The sequence below is a fragment of the Pseudomonas extremorientalis genome, assembly GCF_024584605.1.
Lineage (GTDB): Bacteria > Pseudomonadota > Gammaproteobacteria > Pseudomonadales > Pseudomonadaceae > Aquipseudomonas > Aquipseudomonas extremorientalis.
Genome location: NZ_CP089519.1, coordinates 498,921 through 517,215 on the forward strand (window position 1 = coordinate 498,921; position 18,295 = coordinate 517,215).

General features: G+C 62.2%; 14 protein-coding genes. 5 read left to right on the forward strand and 9 right to left on the reverse strand.

Going from position 1 to position 18,295, the window contains the following annotated elements; genetic code table 11:
- Positions 1 to 4: 4 nt before the first annotated feature.
- The 4 genes from LUU92_RS02220 (at position 5) to hemE (ending at position 9,121) form a co-directional block, all read left to right on the forward strand.
- Positions 5 to 1,564 (forward strand): SPOR domain-containing protein, encoded by a 1,560-nt coding sequence (locus tag LUU92_RS02220; RefSeq protein ID WP_071492364.1) that lies wholly within the window; start codon positions 5 to 7, stop codon positions 1,562 to 1,564.
- A 351-nt stretch (positions 1,565 to 1,915) separates the two neighbouring features.
- On the forward strand, positions 1,916 to 6,361 hold the full coding sequence (gene gltB, locus LUU92_RS02225; RefSeq protein ID WP_222540837.1) for a glutamate synthase large subunit: 4,446 nt from the start codon (positions 1,916 to 1,918) through the stop codon (positions 6,359 to 6,361).
- A 32-nt stretch (positions 6,362 to 6,393) separates the two neighbouring features.
- Entirely contained in the window at positions 6,394 to 7,812 is a 1,419-nt protein-coding gene (locus LUU92_RS02230; RefSeq protein WP_071492362.1) for a glutamate synthase small subunit GltD family protein, read from the forward strand.
- Between the two features lie 241 nt (positions 7,813 to 8,053).
- On the forward strand, positions 8,054 to 9,121 hold the full coding sequence (gene hemE / locus LUU92_RS02235; RefSeq protein ID WP_257103109.1) for a uroporphyrinogen decarboxylase: 1,068 nt from the start codon (positions 8,054 to 8,056) through the stop codon (positions 9,119 to 9,121).
- A 119-nt stretch (positions 9,122 to 9,240) separates the two neighbouring features.
- Here hemE and LUU92_RS02240 read toward each other — a convergent pair whose 3' ends face one another.
- On the reverse strand, positions 9,241 to 10,467 hold the full coding sequence (locus LUU92_RS02240; RefSeq protein WP_371322040.1) for an MFS transporter: 1,227 nt from the start codon (positions 10,465 to 10,467) through the stop codon (positions 9,241 to 9,243).
- A gap of 172 nt (positions 10,468 to 10,639) precedes the next feature.
- Between LUU92_RS02240 and LUU92_RS02245 the strand changes: the two genes are divergently transcribed.
- Positions 10,640 to 11,533: a LysR family transcriptional regulator gene (locus tag LUU92_RS02245; protein ID WP_257103111.1), complete on the forward strand. Its 894-nt coding sequence runs from the start codon at positions 10,640 to 10,642 to the stop codon at positions 11,531 to 11,533.
- Between the two features lie 260 nt (positions 11,534 to 11,793).
- Here the strand turns inward: LUU92_RS02245 and LUU92_RS02250 are convergent, their stop codons facing one another.
- From LUU92_RS02250 to LUU92_RS02285, 8 genes are read right to left on the reverse strand one after another with little or no spacing between them, the layout of a single operon-like run.
- Positions 11,794 to 12,237, reverse strand: a complete 444-nt coding sequence (locus LUU92_RS02250; protein ID WP_071492358.1) for an ApeA family protein — start codon at positions 12,235 to 12,237, stop codon at positions 11,794 to 11,796.
- 26 nt (positions 12,238 to 12,263) lie between these two features.
- On the reverse strand, positions 12,264 to 13,490 hold the full coding sequence (locus LUU92_RS02255; protein WP_071492357.1) for a beta-ketoacyl-ACP synthase: 1,227 nt from the start codon (positions 13,488 to 13,490) through the stop codon (positions 12,264 to 12,266).
- Positions 13,490 to 14,218, reverse strand: a complete 729-nt coding sequence (gene fabG, locus LUU92_RS02260) for a 3-oxoacyl-ACP reductase FabG (protein WP_071492356.1) — start codon at positions 14,216 to 14,218, stop codon at positions 13,490 to 13,492. The genes LUU92_RS02255 and fabG overlap by 1 nt, the downstream gene beginning before the upstream one ends.
- Complete coding sequence (locus LUU92_RS02265; RefSeq protein ID WP_071492355.1) at positions 14,215 to 14,676, reverse strand: hotdog family protein; 462 nt, start codon at positions 14,674 to 14,676, stop codon at positions 14,215 to 14,217. The genes fabG and LUU92_RS02265 overlap by 4 nt, the downstream gene beginning before the upstream one ends.
- Positions 14,673 to 15,839, reverse strand: coding sequence for a beta-ketoacyl-[acyl-carrier-protein] synthase family protein (locus LUU92_RS02270; protein ID WP_071492354.1), 1,167 nt, complete (start codon positions 15,837 to 15,839; stop codon positions 14,673 to 14,675). The genes LUU92_RS02265 and LUU92_RS02270 overlap by 4 nt, the downstream gene beginning before the upstream one ends.
- Positions 15,836 to 16,318 carry a hypothetical protein gene (locus tag LUU92_RS02275; RefSeq protein WP_071492353.1) on the reverse strand — a complete coding sequence of 161 codons (483 nt, stop codon included), beginning with the start codon at positions 16,316 to 16,318 and terminating at the stop codon, positions 15,836 to 15,838. The genes LUU92_RS02270 and LUU92_RS02275 overlap by 4 nt, the downstream gene beginning before the upstream one ends.
- Positions 16,315 to 17,049, reverse strand: a complete 735-nt coding sequence (locus LUU92_RS02280; RefSeq protein WP_071492352.1) for a class I SAM-dependent methyltransferase — start codon at positions 17,047 to 17,049, stop codon at positions 16,315 to 16,317. Before LUU92_RS02280 ends, LUU92_RS02275 begins: the two co-directional genes overlap by 4 nt.
- Complete coding sequence (locus LUU92_RS02285; protein ID WP_071492351.1) at positions 17,046 to 18,293, reverse strand: NAD(P)/FAD-dependent oxidoreductase; 1,248 nt, start codon at positions 18,291 to 18,293, stop codon at positions 17,046 to 17,048. The genes LUU92_RS02280 and LUU92_RS02285 overlap by 4 nt, the downstream gene beginning before the upstream one ends.
- Positions 18,294 to 18,295: the final 2 nt, after the last annotated feature.

Consider the following 18,295-nt stretch of genomic DNA (forward strand, 5'->3'; position numbering starts at 1 on the left):
CCCGATGACTAGTTTGCATGCCGACGAGGCGTTCCTCGGCCATTACCAGTTAAGCCACGACCCTTTTGCTCCACGGGTGCCTGGTTTCAAATTTTTCCCGGCCCAGCGCAAACCAGTGCTCGGCCAGTTGCATCACCTCGCGCGCTACAGCCAATTGCTGCTGGTCGTGACCGGCCCTTTGGGCAGCGGCAAGACCTTGCTGCGCCAGGCCCTGGTGGCCAGCACTAACAAGCAGTCGGTGCAGAGCGTGGTGGTGTCGGCCCGTGGTGCCGGTGATGCGGCGGGCGTGTTGCGCCAGGTCGCCCAGGCGCTGGACGTGGCGACTGCCGAGCCGAACGCAATCCTCAAGCAAGTGGTACAACTGGGCCTGACCGGCCAGGAAGTCTACCTGCTGGTGGATGACGCCGAACAGCTCGACGAATCCGCCCTCGAAGCGCTGCTGGCGCTGGCAGCCGGTACGCCGGAAGGTCGCCCCCACGTGTTCCTGTTTGGTGAGTCGTCGCTGATTGCCGAGCTGGAGCAGATCAGCGGTGATCAGGAGCTGTTCCACGTCATCGAACTGCAGCCGTACGAAGAGGAAGAAACCCGCGAATACCTGGCTCAACGCCTGGAAGGCGCGGGCGCGGGTATCGAACTTTTCTCCGCTCAACAGATCTCTGATATTCACGAAAGCTCCGACGGCTGGCCTGGCACCATCAACCAGGTTGCCCGCGATGCCATGATCGAAGCCATGATTGCCAGCCGCACAGCGGTCAAGCGTCCAAAGATGGGGTTCACTATGCCTAAGAAACACGTATTGGCTATTTCCGCCGTTGTCGTGGTCGCTGTCGCCGCCGCCTGGTTGATTCCAGGCCGCAGCAAGGCACCGACTACGGCCGGCGCGCCAACCGAACAGGCGCAGTTGCCACTGGGCAAACCCACGCCAAACGTCGAGTTCGCCAATTCCGGGCAACCGACCAACCTGCCGATGGTTGGCCAACCTGTCATGCGCGGCCCGCTCGCCGAAGAAGCTGGTGGTATCTCCGAAGGTGATGACGGCGTGCCGGTGGAAGGTTCCAGCGCAACACCGCCGACCGTCACGACCACTGCACCACCTGCGGGCGTCCCAGCCGGTCAGCCAGCGGCAAAACCAACGCCGGCACCGACTGTTGCAACCGCCAAGCCTGCGCCTGTGACCAAACCTGTTGCGCCAGCGCCAGCCGCCAAGCCCGCTCCGGCCCCGGCTGCCAAGCCTGCTGAAAAACCGGCCGCCACCGTTGCCAAGGCCGGTGCTGCAGGTAGCGGCTGGTATGGCAGCCAGCCTTCCGGCAACTTCGTGGTGCAGATCCTCGGCACCAGCTCCGAAGCCAACGCCCAGGCGTTCGTGAAAGAGCAGGGCGGCGAGTACCGTTATTTCAAGAAAGTGCTCAACGGCAAGCCTCTCTACGTGATCACCTATGGCAGTTTCTCCAGCCGTGCAGCGGCTGATTCTGCCATCAAGGCCTTGCCAGCGAAGGTTCAGGCTGGTAAACCTTGGCCTCGCACTGTTGCCAGCGTTCAACAAGAACTCGCAACAACTCGCTGAAGATCCGGCGGCCTTACCCAGGTCGCCCTCCCGGCACCTCAAAAAAACCACAAGTGCGTGCTGTCTCTAGAGACCGCGCGCTTTGTGGTGTCTGCGTCACAGTGGCTTTTGAGTCGTAACGGTCAGAATTAAAAAAGTTTTGACTAGCACAGCATATCGCTTTAAACCTTTCATAAATGCGACATAGATTTGCGACATTTCGTCGCTAAATTTGTGAGCGTCTGTGTCGGTGTGTACAATGACCTCCCTTTTGCCCCCGCTAAGCCGGCGTACGTTCGGCGTGGAAGGTAACCGGTTGAATTGAAAAGAAATTTGCCTCGGAATAAGAGGCAGCCTGGTGAGAAAGTGTCTATGAAAGCAGGTCTGTACCAACCCGATGAATTCAAGGATAACTGCGGTTTCGGCCTGATAGCCCATATGCAGGGCGAGCCCAGTCATACCCTTTTGCAAACGGCCATCGAGGCCCTGACCTGCATGACCCACCGCGGTGGGATCAACGCCGACGGCAAGACTGGTGACGGCTGCGGCTTGCTGATTCAAAAGCCCGACCTGTTCCTGCGCGCTGTCGCAAAAGAACAATTTGCGGTCGACCTGCCCAAGCAGTACGCCGTGGGCATGGTGTTTTTCAACCAGGACCCGGTCAAAGCCGAAGCCGCTCGCGAGAACATGAACCGCGAGATCCTGGCTGCCGGCCTGCAACTCGTCGGCTGGCGCAAAGTGCCGATCGACACCAGCGTGCTCGGCCGCCTGGCCCTCGAGCGCCTGCCGCAGATCGAGCAAGTGTTCATCGCCGGGGACGGCCTGAGCGACCAGGACATGGCGATCAAGCTGTTCACGTCGCGTCGCCGCTCGTCCGTTGCCAATGCCGCCGACACCGACCACTACATCTGCAGCTTTTCCCACAAGACCATCATTTATAAAGGCCTGATGATGCCGGCGGACCTCACCGCCTTCTATCCAGACCTGAGCGATGAGCGCCTGCAGACCGCAATCTGCGTGTTCCACCAGCGCTTCTCCACCAACACCCTGCCGAAATGGCCGCTGGCCCAGCCATTCCGCTTCCTCGCCCACAACGGCGAGATCAACACCATCACCGGCAACCGCAACTGGGCCGTGGCCCGTCGCACCAAGTTCGCCAACGATTTGATGGACCTGGAAGAGCTCGGCCCGCTGGTCAACCGCGTGGGTTCCGACTCCTCCAGCATGGACAACATGCTCGAACTGATGGTCACCGGCGGCATCGACCTGTTCCGTGGCGTGCGCATGATCATTCCGCCAGCGTGGCAGAACGTCGAGACCATGGACCCGGACCTGCGTGCATTCTACGAGTACAACTCGATGCACATGGAACCGTGGGACGGCCCGGCCGGCGTGGTCATGACCGACGGTCGCTATGCGGTATGCCTGCTCGACCGTAACGGTCTGCGCCCGGCGCGTTGGGTCACCACCACCAATGGTTTCATCACCCTGGCTTCGGAAATCGGCGTGTGGGACTACAAGCCCGAAGACGTTATCGCCAAAGGCCGCGTGGGGCCGGGCCAGATCCTGGCCGTGGACACCGAAACCGGGCAGATCCTCGACACCGACGCCATCGACAACCGCTTGAAGTCCCGTCACCCGTACAAGCAATGGCTGCGCAAGAACGCCCTGCGCATCCAGGCGACCATGGAAGACAACGACCATGGTTCGGCGTTCTACGACGTGGACCAACTCAAGCAATACATGAAGATGTACCAGGTCACGTTCGAAGAGCGCGACCAGGTGCTGCGTCCGCTCGGTGAGCAAGGCTACGAGGCGGTTGGCTCCATGGGCGATGACACGCCGATGGCCGTGCTGTCCCAGCGCGTGCGTACGCCGTACGACTATTTCCGCCAGCAGTTCGCCCAGGTGACCAACCCGCCTATCGACCCGCTGCGCGAAGCTATCGTGATGTCCCTGGAGGTGTGCCTCGGTGCCGAGCGCAACATCTTCCAGGAGTCGCCTGAGCACGCCTCCCGCGTGATCCTCAGCTCGCCGGTCGTGTCTCCGGCCAAGTGGCGCTCGCTGATGACCCTGGAGCGCCCGGGCTTTGACCGCCAGATCATCGACCTGAACTACGACGAGAGCCTCGGCCTTGAAGCCGCAGTGCGCAACGTCGCCGACCAGGCCGAAGAAGCCGTGCGTGCCGGTCGTACCCAGATCGTACTGACCGACCGCCACATCGCGCCGGGCAAGCTGCCGATCCACGCCTCGCTGGCGACTGGCGCGGTGCACCACCGCCTGACCGAGAAAGGCCTGCGTTGCGACTCCAACATCCTTGTCGAAACCGCCACCGCCCGCGACCCGCATCACTTTGCGGTGTTGATCGGTTTCGGCGCCTCGGCGGTGTACCCGTTCCTTGCGTACGAAGTGCTGGGTGACCTGATCCGTACCGGTGAAGTGCTGGGCGACCTCTATGAGGTGTTCAAGAACTACCGCAAGGGCATCACCAAAGGCCTGCTGAAGATCCTGTCGAAGATGGGCATCTCCACCGTTACGTCTTATCGCGGTGCGCAACTGTTCGAAGCCATCGGCCTGTCCGAAGAAGTCTGCGAGCTGAGCTTCCGGGGCGTGCCAAGTCGCATCAAGGGCGCACGTTTCGTCGATATCGAAGCTGAACAGAAAGCCCTGGCAGCCGAAGCCTGGAGTGCGCGCAAGCCGATCCAGCAAGGCGGCCTGCTCAAGTTCGTGCACGGTGGCGAATACCACGCGTATAACCCGGACGTGGTCAACACCCTGCAAGCCGCCGTGCAGCAGGGCGACTACGCCAAGTTCAAGGCATACACCTCGCTGGTGGACAACCGCCCGGTGTCGATGATCCGTGACCTGTTCAAGGTGAAGACCCTGGACACGCCGATGGACATCGCCGAAGTCGAGCCGCTGGAATCGATCCTCAAGCGCTTCGACTCCGCCGGTATCTCTCTGGGCGCGTTGTCGCCCGAGGCTCACGAAGCCCTGGCCGAAGCCATGAACCGCCTGGGTGCGCGTTCCAACTCCGGCGAAGGCGGTGAAGACCCGGCGCGCTACGGCACCATCAAGAGCTCGAAAATCAAGCAGGTCGCGACCGGCCGTTTCGGTGTAACCCCGGAATACCTGGTCAACGCCGAAGTGCTGCAGATCAAGGTGGCCCAGGGCGCCAAGCCCGGTGAGGGCGGCCAGCTGCCAGGCGGCAAGGTCAACGGTCTGATCGCCAAGCTGCGTTATGCAGTGCCGGGCGTGACCCTGATCTCGCCGCCGCCGCACCACGACATCTATTCGATCGAAGACTTGTCGCAGCTGATTTTCGACTTGAAACAAGTCAACCCGCAGGCGCTGGTCTCGGTGAAGCTGGTGGCGGAAGCCGGCGTGGGCACTATCGCCGCCGGTGTGGCCAAGGCCTATGCCGACCTGATCACCATCTCTGGCTACGACGGCGGCACCGGCGCTTCGCCGCTGACTTCCATCAAGTACGCCGGCGCGCCGTGGGAACTCGGCCTGGCCGAAACCCACCAGACCCTGCGCGGCAACGACCTGCGTGGCAAGGTGCGCGTGCAGACCGACGGCGGCCTGAAAACCGGCCTCGACGTGATCAAGGCCGCGATCCTCGGTGCAGAGAGCTTTGGCTTTGGCACTGCACCGATGATCGCCCTGGGCTGCAAATACCTGCGCATCTGCCACCTGAACAACTGCGCCACCGGTGTCGCCACTCAGAACGAGAAGCTGCGCAAGGATCACTACATCGGCACCGTCGACATGGTGGTGAATTTCTTCACCTACGTCGCCGAAGAGACCCGTGAGTGGCTGGCCAAGCTGGGCGTGCGTTCGCTGGAAGAGCTGATCGGCCGTACCGATCTGCTGGAAGTCCTCGAAGGCCAGACCGCCAAGCAGAACCACCTGGACCTGACGCCGCTGTTGGGCAGCGATCATATCCCGGCCGACAAACCGCAGTTCTGCGGCGTGGACCGTAATCCGCCGTTCGACAAAGGCCTGTTGGCCGAGAAGATGGTCGACATGGCCGGTTCCTCGATCAACGACGCCAGCGGTGGCGAGTTCGCCCTGGATATCTGCAACTGCGACCGTTCCATCGGTGCACGCATCTCCGGCGAAATCGCGCGCAAGCACGGTAATCAGGGCATGGCGAAAGCGCCGATCACCTTCCGCTTCAAGGGCACCGCGGGCCAGAGCTTCGGCGTGTGGAACGCCGGCGGCCTGCACATGTACCTGGAAGGCGACGCCAACGACTACGTGGGCAAGGGCATGACCGGCGGCAAGCTGGTGATCGTTCCGCCTAAAGGCAGCGTGTACAAGACCCAGGACAGTGCCATCATCGGCAACACCTGCTTGTACGGCGCCACCGGTGGCAAGCTGTTCGCTGCCGGTACTGCCGGTGAGCGTTTCGCCGTGCGTAACTCCGGTGCCCACACCGTGGTGGAAGGCACTGGCGATCATTGCTGCGAGTACATGACCGGGGGCTTTGTCGCGGTACTGGGCAAGACCGGTTACAACTTCGGTTCGGGCATGACCGGCGGTTTCGCCTACGTGCTCGACCAGGACAACACCTTCGTCGACAAGGTCAACCACGAGTTGGTCGAGATCCAGCGGATCAGCGGCGAAGCCATGGAGTCCTACCGGAACCACTTGCAGCACGTGCTGGACGAGTACGTCGAGGAAACCGGCAGCGAATGGGGTCGTAACCTCGCCGAAAACCTCGATGATTACCTGCGTCGTTTCTGGCTGGTCAAGCCCAAGGCTGCCAACCTGAAATCGTTGCTTTCCAGCATCCGTGCCAACCCGCAGTGATATGCGCCTGAAGAGTTTGATGAGGTTTTAACATGGCTGAACGTCTGAATAACGACTTCCAGTTCATCGATGTCGGGCGCAAAGATCCGAAGAAGAAACTGTTGCGTCAACGCAAGAAAGAGTTCGTGGAAATCTACGAACCCTTCAAACCCCAGCACTCGGCCGACCAGGCCCACCGCTGCCTGGGGTGCGGTAACCCGTATTGCGAATGGAAGTGCCCGGTGCACAACTTCATTCCCAACTGGCTCAAGTTGGTGGCCGAGGGCAACATCCTCGCTGCCGCCGAGCTGTCGCACCAGACCAACACCCTGCCGGAAGTCTGCGGCCGGGTGTGCCCGCAGGACCGTCTGTGCGAGGGTGCCTGCACCCTCAACGACGGCTTCGGCGCGGTGACCATCGGTTCGGTGGAGAAGTACATCACCGACACCGCGTTCGCCATGGGCTGGCGCCCGGATATGTCCAAGGTCAAGCCGACCGGCAAGCGCGTCGCGATCATCGGCGCCGGCCCGGCGGGCCTGGGCTGTGCCGACGTGCTGGTACGTGGCGGCGTGACCCCGGTGGTGTTCGACAAGAACCCGGAAATCGGCGGCCTGCTGACCTTCGGCATCCCCGAGTTCAAGTTGGAAAAAACCGTCCTGAGCAACCGTCGTGAAGTGTTCACCGGCATGGGTATCGAGTTCCGCCTCAATACCGAAGTCGGCAAGGACATCACCATGGAGCAACTGCTCGAAGAATACGATGCCGTGTTCATGGGCATGGGCACCTACACCTACATGAAGGGCGGTTTCGCCGGTGAGGACCTGCCGGGCGTTTATGACGCGCTCGACTTCCTGATCGCCAACGTCAACCGCAACCTGGGCTTTGAAAAGTCGCCGGAAGACTTCGTCGACATGAAAGGCAAGAAGGTCGTGGTGCTCGGCGGTGGTGACACCGCGATGGACTGCAACCGCACCTCGATCCGCCAGGGCGCCAAGTCGGTAACCTGTGCCTATCGTCGGGACGAAGCCAACATGCCGGGCTCGCGCAAAGAGGTGAAGAACGCCAAGGAAGAAGGCGTGAAATTCCTCTACAACCGCCAGCCTATTGCAATCGTCGGTGAAGAGCGTGTCGAGGGTGTGAAGGTTGTCGAGACCCGTCTCGGAGAACCGGACGCCCGTGGCCGTCGCAGCCCCGAGCCGATCCCGGGTTCCGAAGAGATCATCCCGGCCGATGCCGTGGTCATCGCCTTCGGCTTCCGCCCAAGCCCGGCGCCGTGGTTCGAGCAGTTCCAGATCCAGACCGACAGCCAGGGCCGCGTCGTGGCCCCGGAACAAGGCCAGTACAAGCACCAGACCAGCAACCCGAAGATCTTCGCCGGTGGCGACATGGTGCGCGGTTCTGACCTGGTGGTAACCGCGATCTTCGAAGGCCGCAATGCCGCCGAAGGGATCCTGGATTACCTGAACGTCTAATCTCGTTCAGGCTGAAATGCGGTCAAAAATGTCGGAGGGGGCTTGCCCCCGATAGCGGTGGTTCAGTTACAGATACTGGGACTGACACACTGCAATCGGGGGCAAGCCCCCTCCCACATTTATTTTTGCAGCGCTTTCATGTCCGCGACAAATTGACCCGATAGACAAAAGGCACGGCTCATACCGTGCCTTTTGCGTCTGGCTCTGAGAAAATGCCCGCACTTTTTTTGCGGATGCCGACATGACTGCCCTCAAGAACGACCGTTTCCTTCGTGCCCTGCTCAAGCAACCCGTGGACGTCACCCCTGTGTGGATGATGCGCCAGGCCGGTCGCTACCTGCCGGAATACCGCGCCAGTCGCGCCAACGCCGGCGATTTCATGAGCCTGTGCATGAACCCGGAGTTCGCCTGCGAAGTCACGATGCAGCCGCTGGACCGCTATCCACAACTGGATGCGGCCATCCTTTTTTCCGACATCCTCACCATCCCTGAAGCCATGGGCCAGGGCCTGTACTTCGAGACCGGCGAAGGCCCGCGTTTCAAGAAAGTCGTCAGCACCCTGGCCGATATCGAAGCCCTGCCGATTCCAGACCCCCACAAAGACCTCGGTTACGTGATGGACGCCGTCAGCACCATCCGCCGCGAGCTTAACGGCCGCGTGCCGTTGATCGGCTTCTCCGGCAGCCCCTGGACCCTGGCCACCTACATGGTCGAAGGCGGCTCGTCGAAAGACTTCCGCAAGACCAAGGCCATGCTCTATGACAACCCGCAAGCCATGCACCTGCTGCTGGACAAGCTGGCACAGTCGGTCACCTCCTACCTCAACGGCCAGATCATGGCCGGCGCGCAAGCCGTGCAGATCTTCGACACCTGGGGCGGCAACCTCTCGGCGGCGGCCTACCAGGAGTTCTCCCTGGCCTACATGCGCAAGATCGTCAGCGGCCTGATCCGCGAACACGAAGGCCGCAAAGTGCCGGTAATCATGTTCACCAAGGGTGGCGGCCTGTGGCTGGAAAGCATTGCCGACGCCGGTGCCGACGCCCTGGGCCTGGACTGGACCTGCGACATTGGCGAAGCCCGCCAGCGCGTGGGCAACCGCGTCGCGCTGCAAGGCAACATGGACCCGACCGTGCTGTACGCCAAGCCTGAAGCCATCCGCACCGAAGTTGGCCGCATCCTGGCCAGCTACGGCAAAGGCACCGGGCACGTGTTCAACCTCGGCCATGGCATCACCCCGGAAGTGAATCCGGAGCATGCGGGTGCGTTCCTGCGCGCGGTGCATGAGCTGTCGGCGCAGTATCACGAATAACACGCAAAACAAATGTGGGAGGGGGCTTGCCCCCGATGGCGGTGTACCAGTCAGTACAACTATGACTGACCTACCCTCATCGGGGTGTAGCCCCCTCCCACATTAAAAGCCAGAGAAACTCAGGCCTTCGCTTGCCCCAACGGCGGCAACTTTGCCAACTTCAACGCCACCAGCAACGCCCCGATCAACAGCGCCACGATAAACGCGCCGATCCCGTTCCACCCGGCGAAGTGCCAGAAGAATCCGCCCGCCGTCCCCGCAATACTCGACCCCACATAGTAGCAGAACAGGTACAGCGACGACGCTTGCCCCTTGGCCCTCACCGCGCGGCGGCCGATCCAGCTGCTGGCCACCGAGTGGGCGCCGAAGAAGCCGAAGGTGAAGATCAGCATGCCCGGCACCACCAGCCACAGGGGGGTGAACAAGGTCAGGGCCATGCCGGCCAGCATCAGCACCATGGTGCCCCACAGCACACGACGGCGGCCGAGGCGGTCAGCCAGGGAGCCGATTTTCGCCGAGCTGTAGATGCCCGAGAGGTACACCAGCGACAGCAGGCCGACCACGGCTTGGCTCAGGTCATAAGGATCGGCCAGCAGGCGATAGCCGATGTAGTTGAACATGGTCACGAACGCGCCCATCAACAGGAACGCTTCGAGGAACAGCCACGGCAGGCCGGCGTCCTTGAAATGCATGACAAAGCCGTCCACCAGGCTGCGGGGCTTGAGGCTGGTAGCGCGGAAGTTGCGTGATTCGGGGAGGATCTTCCAGAACACCGTGGCGGCGATCAGCGCCAGACCGCCAATAATCAGCATGGCGGTGTGCCAACTGACGAAGTCGATCAACACGCCGATGATCAGCCGCCCGCTCATGCCGCCAATCGCGTTACCGCCGATGTACAAGCCCATGGCCAGGCCGATGTGCTGCGGGTGGATCTCTTCGCTCAGGTAGGTCATGGCTACGGCGGCCAGGCCGCTGAGCGACAGACCCACCAGTGCACGCATCAGCAGGATACCTTCCCAGGTCGGCATAAGGCCGCTGGCGATGGTCGCCAGCGCGGCGCAGAACAACGCGGAGACCATCACCGGCTTGCGCCCCAGGCGGTCGGAAATCGGCCCGGTGATCAACAAACCACATGCGAGCATCGCCGTGGCCACCGACAGGATCAGGCTGCTTTGTGCCGCATTGATGGAAAACTCCTGGGACAGCGCCGGCATCATCGGCTGCACGCAATACAACAACGCAAAGGTGGCGAACCCGCCGGAAAACAACGCCAGCACCGTGCGCATGAACATCGGCGTGCCTTTTTCGATGTACGCGTCATTGAGCTGGGCCACCACCTCATCCAGGGCGGTGGGCGGTACGTCTTGAGCGAGTGGAGCAACAACAGCTTTCACGGGGACCTCGGGGAGGAAGAGCGTGCCAGGACAGGCAATGCAAAAAAGAATATAGCTCCCTAATGATTCTTTCCAATATATTGTTCGACCTGTTTGATAGCTTTAACGACCTAATGAGGCTCCCATGGAATTGCGTCACTTGCGGTACTTCATCGCCGTCGCCGAAGAACTGCATTTCGGCCGGGCCGCGCAGGTGCTGGGCATTTCGCAGCCGCCGCTGAGCCAGCAGATCCAGGCGCTGGAGCAGGAAGTGGGGGCGCGGTTGTTTGAGCGTACCAATCGTCGGGTCGAACTGAGTGAAGCGGGGCGGTTGTTCCTGCAAGAGGCGCGGCTGGTGCTGGCGCAGGTGGACAAGGCGGCGGACGTAGCGCGCCGGGCGCAGTTGGGTGAGCTGGGCGAACTGAAGATTGGCTTCACCTCGTCGGCGCCGTTCAATTCCAGCATTCCCCAGGCGATCTTTGCGTTTCGCCAGGCGTTCCCGGCGGTGCATCTCAACCTGCAGGAGATGAGCAGTACCGAAGTGGCCGAGTCGCTGGTGGATGAGTCTATCCAAGTGGGCCTGATGCGTCCGCTGCCATTGCCGGATTCGCTGAGTGTGGTCGAGTTGATGCGTGAGCCGCTGGTGGCGGTGCTGAATGCTGGTCACCCGTTGGTGGCGGGCAGCGAGCGTGGTTTGCACCTGGCGCAATTGGCACAGGAGCCGTTTGTGTTTTTCCCGCGCACTTACGGCAGTGGCCTCTATGCCCAGTTGCTCAACCTGGCGCGTGATGCCGGCTTCAGCCCGCACTTTGCCCAGGAGGCCGGGGAGGCGATGACCATCATCGGCCTAGTGGCGGCGGGCTTGGGCGTGTCGGTACTGCCGGCGTCCTACCAGCGCATTCGGATCGATGGTGTGGTGTATCGCACGCTGCTGGATCAGGAGGCGATGACGGCAGTGTGGCTGGTGCAACGCAAAGGCGCGCAGACGCCGATGGCAGAGGCGTTTGTGGAGTTGTTGACACGCAAGGCCTGGGTGTAGACGTGCTCACATATCAGGTAACGCAAGCTGCTTAGCGATTCGCGGGAAAGATTCGCAGAGTCGGCACTTTGCCACAGGTTGCCGTAAAGTTGTTTTCAGGCATACTGCCCACGTTCCCGAAAGGGGCTTGTGAGACTCTGAGGATCCTGGGCAACCAGCAATCGCAGAGCCAGGCAGGAAGCGGCGATGACAAGCCAACCTGTTTGTGAAGAGGGCGCCGAAAGGCGCCCTTTGTCGTTTCTGTAGAGCCTGAATTCGTTTTACTTGGTGGTGCCGGTTTGCTCAAACAACTGCGCCGCCGACCCTGCCTCATTCACGCCATTGCTGCGCAAGCCCGCCATGATATCGCTATCCAGATTGTTCACCCAACGGTTGTAGTTGCGATGGATCTTGCCATCCTTGTAGCCCAGTTCGCGGCTGTCGCGGTAGGTGATGGCGTAGCTGTTGCGGGTGTAGCGGATGTCGATGGCGGCGTAGTACTGGTTACGCACAGTGATTTCGGCCTGCACCAGTTGCGGGCTGAGGCGTTGTACCGTCCATTCGCGCTTTTGCAGGGCGTTGACGATCACCGTTTTCATTTTTTCTTCGCTGACCTGGGCGTTGGCCGGCAGGTCGTGCTGGGTATTGAGGATCGGTTTGCTGGTGCAGCCGGCGCTGACCAGCAGAGCCAGGGTGATCAAGGTAACGCGTAGCAAGGAAGACATTCCGTTTTCTCCAATCGATTAAAGAGTCAGGCCCAGCGGCGGAAAATCAGCGAGGTGTTGACGCCGCCAAAGGCAAAGTTGTTGTTCATCACGTAGTCGTGGTGCATCTCGCGGAAGTCACCCTGCAGGTAATCCAGCTCGCCGCATTGCGGGTCGACGGTGTCCAGGTTGAAGGTGTGCACGTACTGGTCGCGGTTCATCATCTCGATGCTGAACCACGACTCCAGCGCGCCGCACGCGCCGAGGGTGTGGCCGAGGAAACTCTTCTGCGAACTGATGGGCATGCGGGTGCCGAACAGGCTGCTGGTGGCCAGGGTTTCGGCGATGTCGCCTTGGTCGGTGGCGGTGCCATGCCCGTTCACGTAGCCGATCGCGGACGGCTCAAGCCCGGCATCTTCCAGGGCCAGCTCCATGGCGCGGCGCATGGTTTTCTGCTCCGGGCGGGTGGTGTGCTGACCGTCGGCATTGCTGCCGAAGCCGACAATCTCGGCATGGATATGCGCACCGCGCGCCAGCGCATGTTCCAGTTCTTCGAGCACCAGCATGCCGCCGCCTTCACCGATCACCAGGCCATCGCGGCCACTGTCATAGGGGCGTGGGCTGGTTTGCGGGGCGTCGTTTTTCAGGCTGGTGGCGTAGAGCGCGTCGAACACCATGGCTTCGGTCGGGCACAGCTCTTCGGCACCGCCGGCGAGCATCAGGGGCAGGCGGCCGAACTTGATCGCCTCATAGGCATAGCCGATGCCCTGGCTGCCGCTGGTGCATGCGCTGGACGTGGGGATCAGCCGCCCGGTCAGGCCAAAGAAGATGCTGATATTCGCCGCCGTGGTGTGCGGCATCATGCGCACGTAGGAGTTGGCATTCAGCCCCTCGGCCACCGAGTTCAGCAGCATATTGCCGAACGCCTTGATCTCGTCCGTGCTGCCGGTGGACGAGCCGCAAGCCACGCCCATGCGTCCGTCCTTGATCGACTCGTCACCGAGCAAACCGGCGTCCTGCAACGCCTGCTCCGCCGCCCACACCGCCAGACGCGAGACGCGGCCCATGCTGCGCAGTTGCTTGCGCGTCCAATGGGCGGGCACGACGAAGTCGTCGATCGGCCCGGCCAGGCGCGTGTTCAATTCAGTGAAGCGGTCCCACTCGTCCATGCGCCGGATGCCACTGCGGTTGGCGCGGAAGTTGGCCGAAATGCTCGCCCAATCGCTACCCAGGGAGGTCATGCCGGCCATGCCGGTGACGACGACGCGCTTCATCAGCACAAGCCTCCATTCACGGCCAGGACCTGGCGCGTGATATAGCCGGCTTCGGCCGACATCAGGAAGTTCACCGCACCGGCGACTTCTTCCGGCGTGCCCATGCGCTGCGCCGGGATCATTTTCATCAGCTCTTCCACCGGTACGTTTTCATCCAGCATCGCCGTGTCGATCAAGCCGGGGGCGACGCAGTTGACGGTGATCTTGCGCTTGCCCAGCTCGATGGCCAGGGCCTTGGCCGCGCCGATCAGGCCGGCTTTGGACGCGCTGTAGTTGACCTGGCCACGGTTGCCGATCAAACCGGAAACCGACGTGATGCACACGATACGCCCAGCCGCGCGACGACGAATCATCGGCATCATCACCGGGTGCAGCACGTTGTAGAAACCGTCCAGATTAGTGCGCATCACTACGTCCCAGTCCTCCTCCGACAGGGCCGGGAATGCGCCGTCACGGGTCAGGCCGGCATTGAGCACCACGCCGTAGTAGGCGCCATGTTGCTCCACATCGGCCTCGAGAATTTCCTTGCACAGCGCACGATCCGCCACATCGAACTGCAACACCCGCGCCTTGCGGCCCAGGGCTTCAACCTCGGCCTGCACCGCATCGGCGTCACTACGCCCGCTGCGGCAGTGCAGCACGAGGTCATGCCCGGCCTGGGCCAGGCGCAGTGCAATAGCGCGGCCGATGCCACGGCTGGAGCCGGTGACCAGTACGGATTCAGTCATGGCGTTACGTCCTTCGATTCATCTAAATAATTGGCCGCCTGGGGCGGTCGAAATACATTCAAGCGGGCGCTCGCCTGGATACCGTCACCGGTCAGGTGGCATTCGAACACACCCATGCCATTGTCGTCTTCCAGGGAGCGCAGGCCGTGGATGCTCAGCTCGGCGCCTGCCGGAAAGTGTTCCACGTTGCATTCGAACTTGCGCGTGCCGAGCAGGAAACCCAGTTCCACCGCTTCACCTTTCTGGCGCGCGTGGCAACCGGCGTAGGCGGCGACGCTTTGCGCCATCAACTCGATGCCGACCCAGGCCGGCAGGCTACCGTCAGCGCGGTTGAACAGGCCGCCTGGCTTGATTGTGGTGCGGGTGCGGACCTGCTCTTCATCGAACGACAGCACCTGGTCGATCAGGATCATGTCGCCCGCATGGGGCAGCAGTTCGGCGAGTGGCCAATCGATCATGGGGCCTCTCCAATAATCAGGCTGACATTGTTACCGCCGAAGGCAAACGAGTTGCTCATCAGGCAGCGTTTTTCCAGGGGCTCTGCGGCTTGCGCCCAGTGCAAGGCGGGCAGTGCCGGGTCGGCCTGGCCATCCCAGACATGCGGCGGCACCCGGTGATGGACCAGGCTCAACCAGCAGAACGCCGCTTCCAGCGCACCGGCAGCGCCCAGGGTATGCCCGCTCAGGGGTTTGGTCGACGAGCAGGCCACGCCGTGCGGGAACAGGCTGGCGACCGCCAGGCTTTCCATCGCATCGTTATGCTGGGTGGCGGTGCCGTGCAGGTTCAGATAGCCGATCTGCCCGGGCTGCAATTTCGCGCTGGCCAGGGCCTTGCGCATCGCCTGCAATGCACCTTTGCCGGTGGGTTCCGGGGCGGAAATATGGTGCGCATCGCAACTGGCGCCGCTGCCCAGCAGGGCGATGGGGGCAGGCACCTTGCTCATCAGGAACAGCACGGCCGCTTCGCCGATGTTGATGCCGTTACGGTTCACCGAAAACGGGTTGCAGCGTTCGTTCGACACCGCTTCCAAGGCACTGAACCCGTTGAGCGTGAGCTTGCACAGGCTGTCGACGCCGCCGCAGATCACTGCATCGCACACGCCCAGGTCCAGCAGGCGCTGGGCGCTCATCAATGCGCGCGCGCTGGAGGTGCAGGCGGTGGAGATCACATAGGCCGGGCCGCTCAGTTGCAGCCAGTCGGCGAGGAAGTTCGCCGGGGCGCTGAGTTCCTGCTGCCGGTAATCGTAATCGCCGGGGAACTGGTGTTCGCGCAGGTAATGGGCAATACCGCGACTGGCTTCATCGATACCCGAGGTGCTGGTGCCGAGCACGATGCCGACCCGTGAGGCGCCGTAGGTGTGGATCGCCTGGCGGATCTCGCCCTCGATCTGCAACGCCGCTTCCAGCAGCAACTGGTTATTACGGCTGCTTTGCTGGCCCAGCTCAGCGGGTATGGTTGCCAGTTCGCCGTGCACACCGGCCACCGGCAGCACACGGTCCGGGACCCAGCCGCTTTCGGCGCGCATGCCGGAGCAGTCACCGGCAAACAGGCTGCGGCTGACCTCCGCCTGGCCACGGCCAAGGGCGCAAATCACGCCCAGGGCGTTCAGGTAGGCGGTCATCGTGCCGCTCCTAGCGGTGTGATGCGGTAGCTCAAGGGTTGGCCAGTCATATTTACGCTGAACACCTCGGAAGACTGGTACACGATCTGCCAATGGCCCGGCAGGGTGCGCGTCAAATCCATCGCCTGCGCGCTGGGGTACAGCGTACGCACGTCATCCGACGAGGTCAGCGCAAACAGCAGCGCGGCAAACAGCTCGCGTGCCTGGGGGTTGGGCGGCAGCAAACCATCGGCTTGCCACTCGCCATCGATCAGCTTTTGCCGGGCCTGGGGAATGCCCAGCGGGTCCATCATCGACCAGCGAATGCCGCCGCCTTCGCGCTGGATCACCAGCAGCCAGTCCTGGCTCTGGCCGTCAGCCAGGCGTTGCACATGCAGTTGCAGCGGCAAGGCCAGGGCCGGGATTTTCTCGGGCAACGGCGCCTGGCTGGCACAGGCGCCCAGCAGCAACAGGCAACCGATCAACAGCCAGCGCATCATGGGTTGGCACTCGCCAGTGGTTTGCGTGCCACGCAGTTGACCAGGGTTTCTTCGCGTTGCCCCACCGGCGGTGCCTTGCGCAGGCCCCAGCGTTCCAGCAGGCCGAAGTCGCTGGAGCGGCTCCACCACAAGTACGGGTACGAGATGTTTTGCGGGCCGAACTCAAAGCCCTGTTCGCGGAGCATCTCCAGGTATTCTTCGGCGCTTTTCTGCACATGCATCGGGTGGCGGAACAGCCAGCGGATCACCCAGGTGTCGATATAGGCTTCGGTGGACTCGGCAAACAGCAAGTAACCGCCTGGCTTGAGCACGCGGTAGAACTCCTTGAGTGCGCGATGCTGCTCTACCAAGTGGTGGAAGGTCTGGTGGCAGAACAGGATGTCCACGCTGTCGTCCGGCACCTGCAGGGTGGCGCAGTCACTGCCGATCAGCTCGATGGTCAGGCCCTGGCGCGCCGCTTCTTCACGGCTCAGTTCCAGGCTGTGCAGGTCCGCGTCAAGACCGATCAGGCGCTTCGGGGCGAACACCTGCTGCAACAGCTTGAAGGATTTGCCCTGGCCGCAACCGGCGTCCAGCAGCACCGGCGCTTGTGGCAGTGGTTCGGTGAACAGGCTGCGCAGGTCGTTGATCGCCACGCGCAACACATGGTGCTGCCAGGTGTGGCTGCGCAGGAACCAGAAGCCGAACCTGGTTTCTTCGACGTAGTTCTTACTCAAATACTGACTGCTCACGCGGCGTCCCCTGCGCAAATTTCCGACAACATCCGCAAGCGTCGCTTGGGCTCACTCACAAACGGGTTGCGCTCATCCCACGCATAACCGGCGAGGATCGACGCGATCATCCGGCGAATCTCCGGCGAACTGCCCGGATGGAAGATCACATCCTGGAACGTCCCGGCGTACCAGCCTTCGACGTAGCAGCGGAACGTATCGACACCGCGCTTCAACGGTTCGGCAAACTCTGTCTGCCAGTCTACGGTTTCGCCGTTGAGCTGACGATGCAGCACGCCGGCCGCCATGCTCGCCGAACGCATGGCGATGGTCACGCCCGAAGAAAACACCGGGTCGAGAAATTCCGCCGCGTTGCCCAGCAGCGCAAAGCCAGGCCCGTGCAGGGCTTTGACGTTGGCCGCGTAGCCGCCGATGGTCCGCGCCGGCGTATCCCATACGGCGTTTTGCAGCACACCGGCCAGGCTCGGGGTTTCATCGATGAAGCCGCGCAGGCAGGCGTCGAGGTCACTGTCACGACCGTCGAAATGCTGCTTGGCAGCGACCACGCCCACCGAGCAGCGGCCGTTGCTGAACGGGATGGTCCAGAACCAGATATCACGCTGGGTCGGGTGTGTGGTCACCAGGATCTTGCTGCGGTCGAAACCTGGGTGTTCGATGCGATCTTCGATGTGGGTGAACACCGCCTGGCGCACCGGAAAGTCCGACGGCAGATCCAGCTCCAGCAGGCGCGGCAACACCCGGCCGTAGCCACTGGCATCGAGCACGAACTTGGCCTTGAGGTGGTACTCGCTGCCGTTCTCCCTGCGTACATGCAGGTAGCGCGACTCACCCTTGAAGTCCACGCCGACGATGGTTTCGCCGTAGCGGATATCCACGCCTTGCTTGGCTGCCTGATCGGCCAGCAACTTGTCGAACTCGCCGCGCTGCACCTGGAAAGTGGTCGGTTTGCCGTTGCTGAAGGTGTCGCCGAAATCAAACGCGCTGTAGCGCTCGCCCCAGGCAAACGCGGCGCCGGTTTTCACCTGGAAACCTGCCGCCTGCACGGCGTCGAGCATGCCGGCTTCTTCGATAAAGTCGATGCAGTGCGACAGCAGGCTTTCGCCAATCGAGAACCGTGGAAAATGCTGGCGCTCGATGATCAATACATCATGCCCTTTGCGCTTTAACAGCGCGGCGGCGATAGCCCCGGATGGACCGGCACCGATCACCACCACCTGGCGACGTTCCATTTCAACTGTGGGCACGA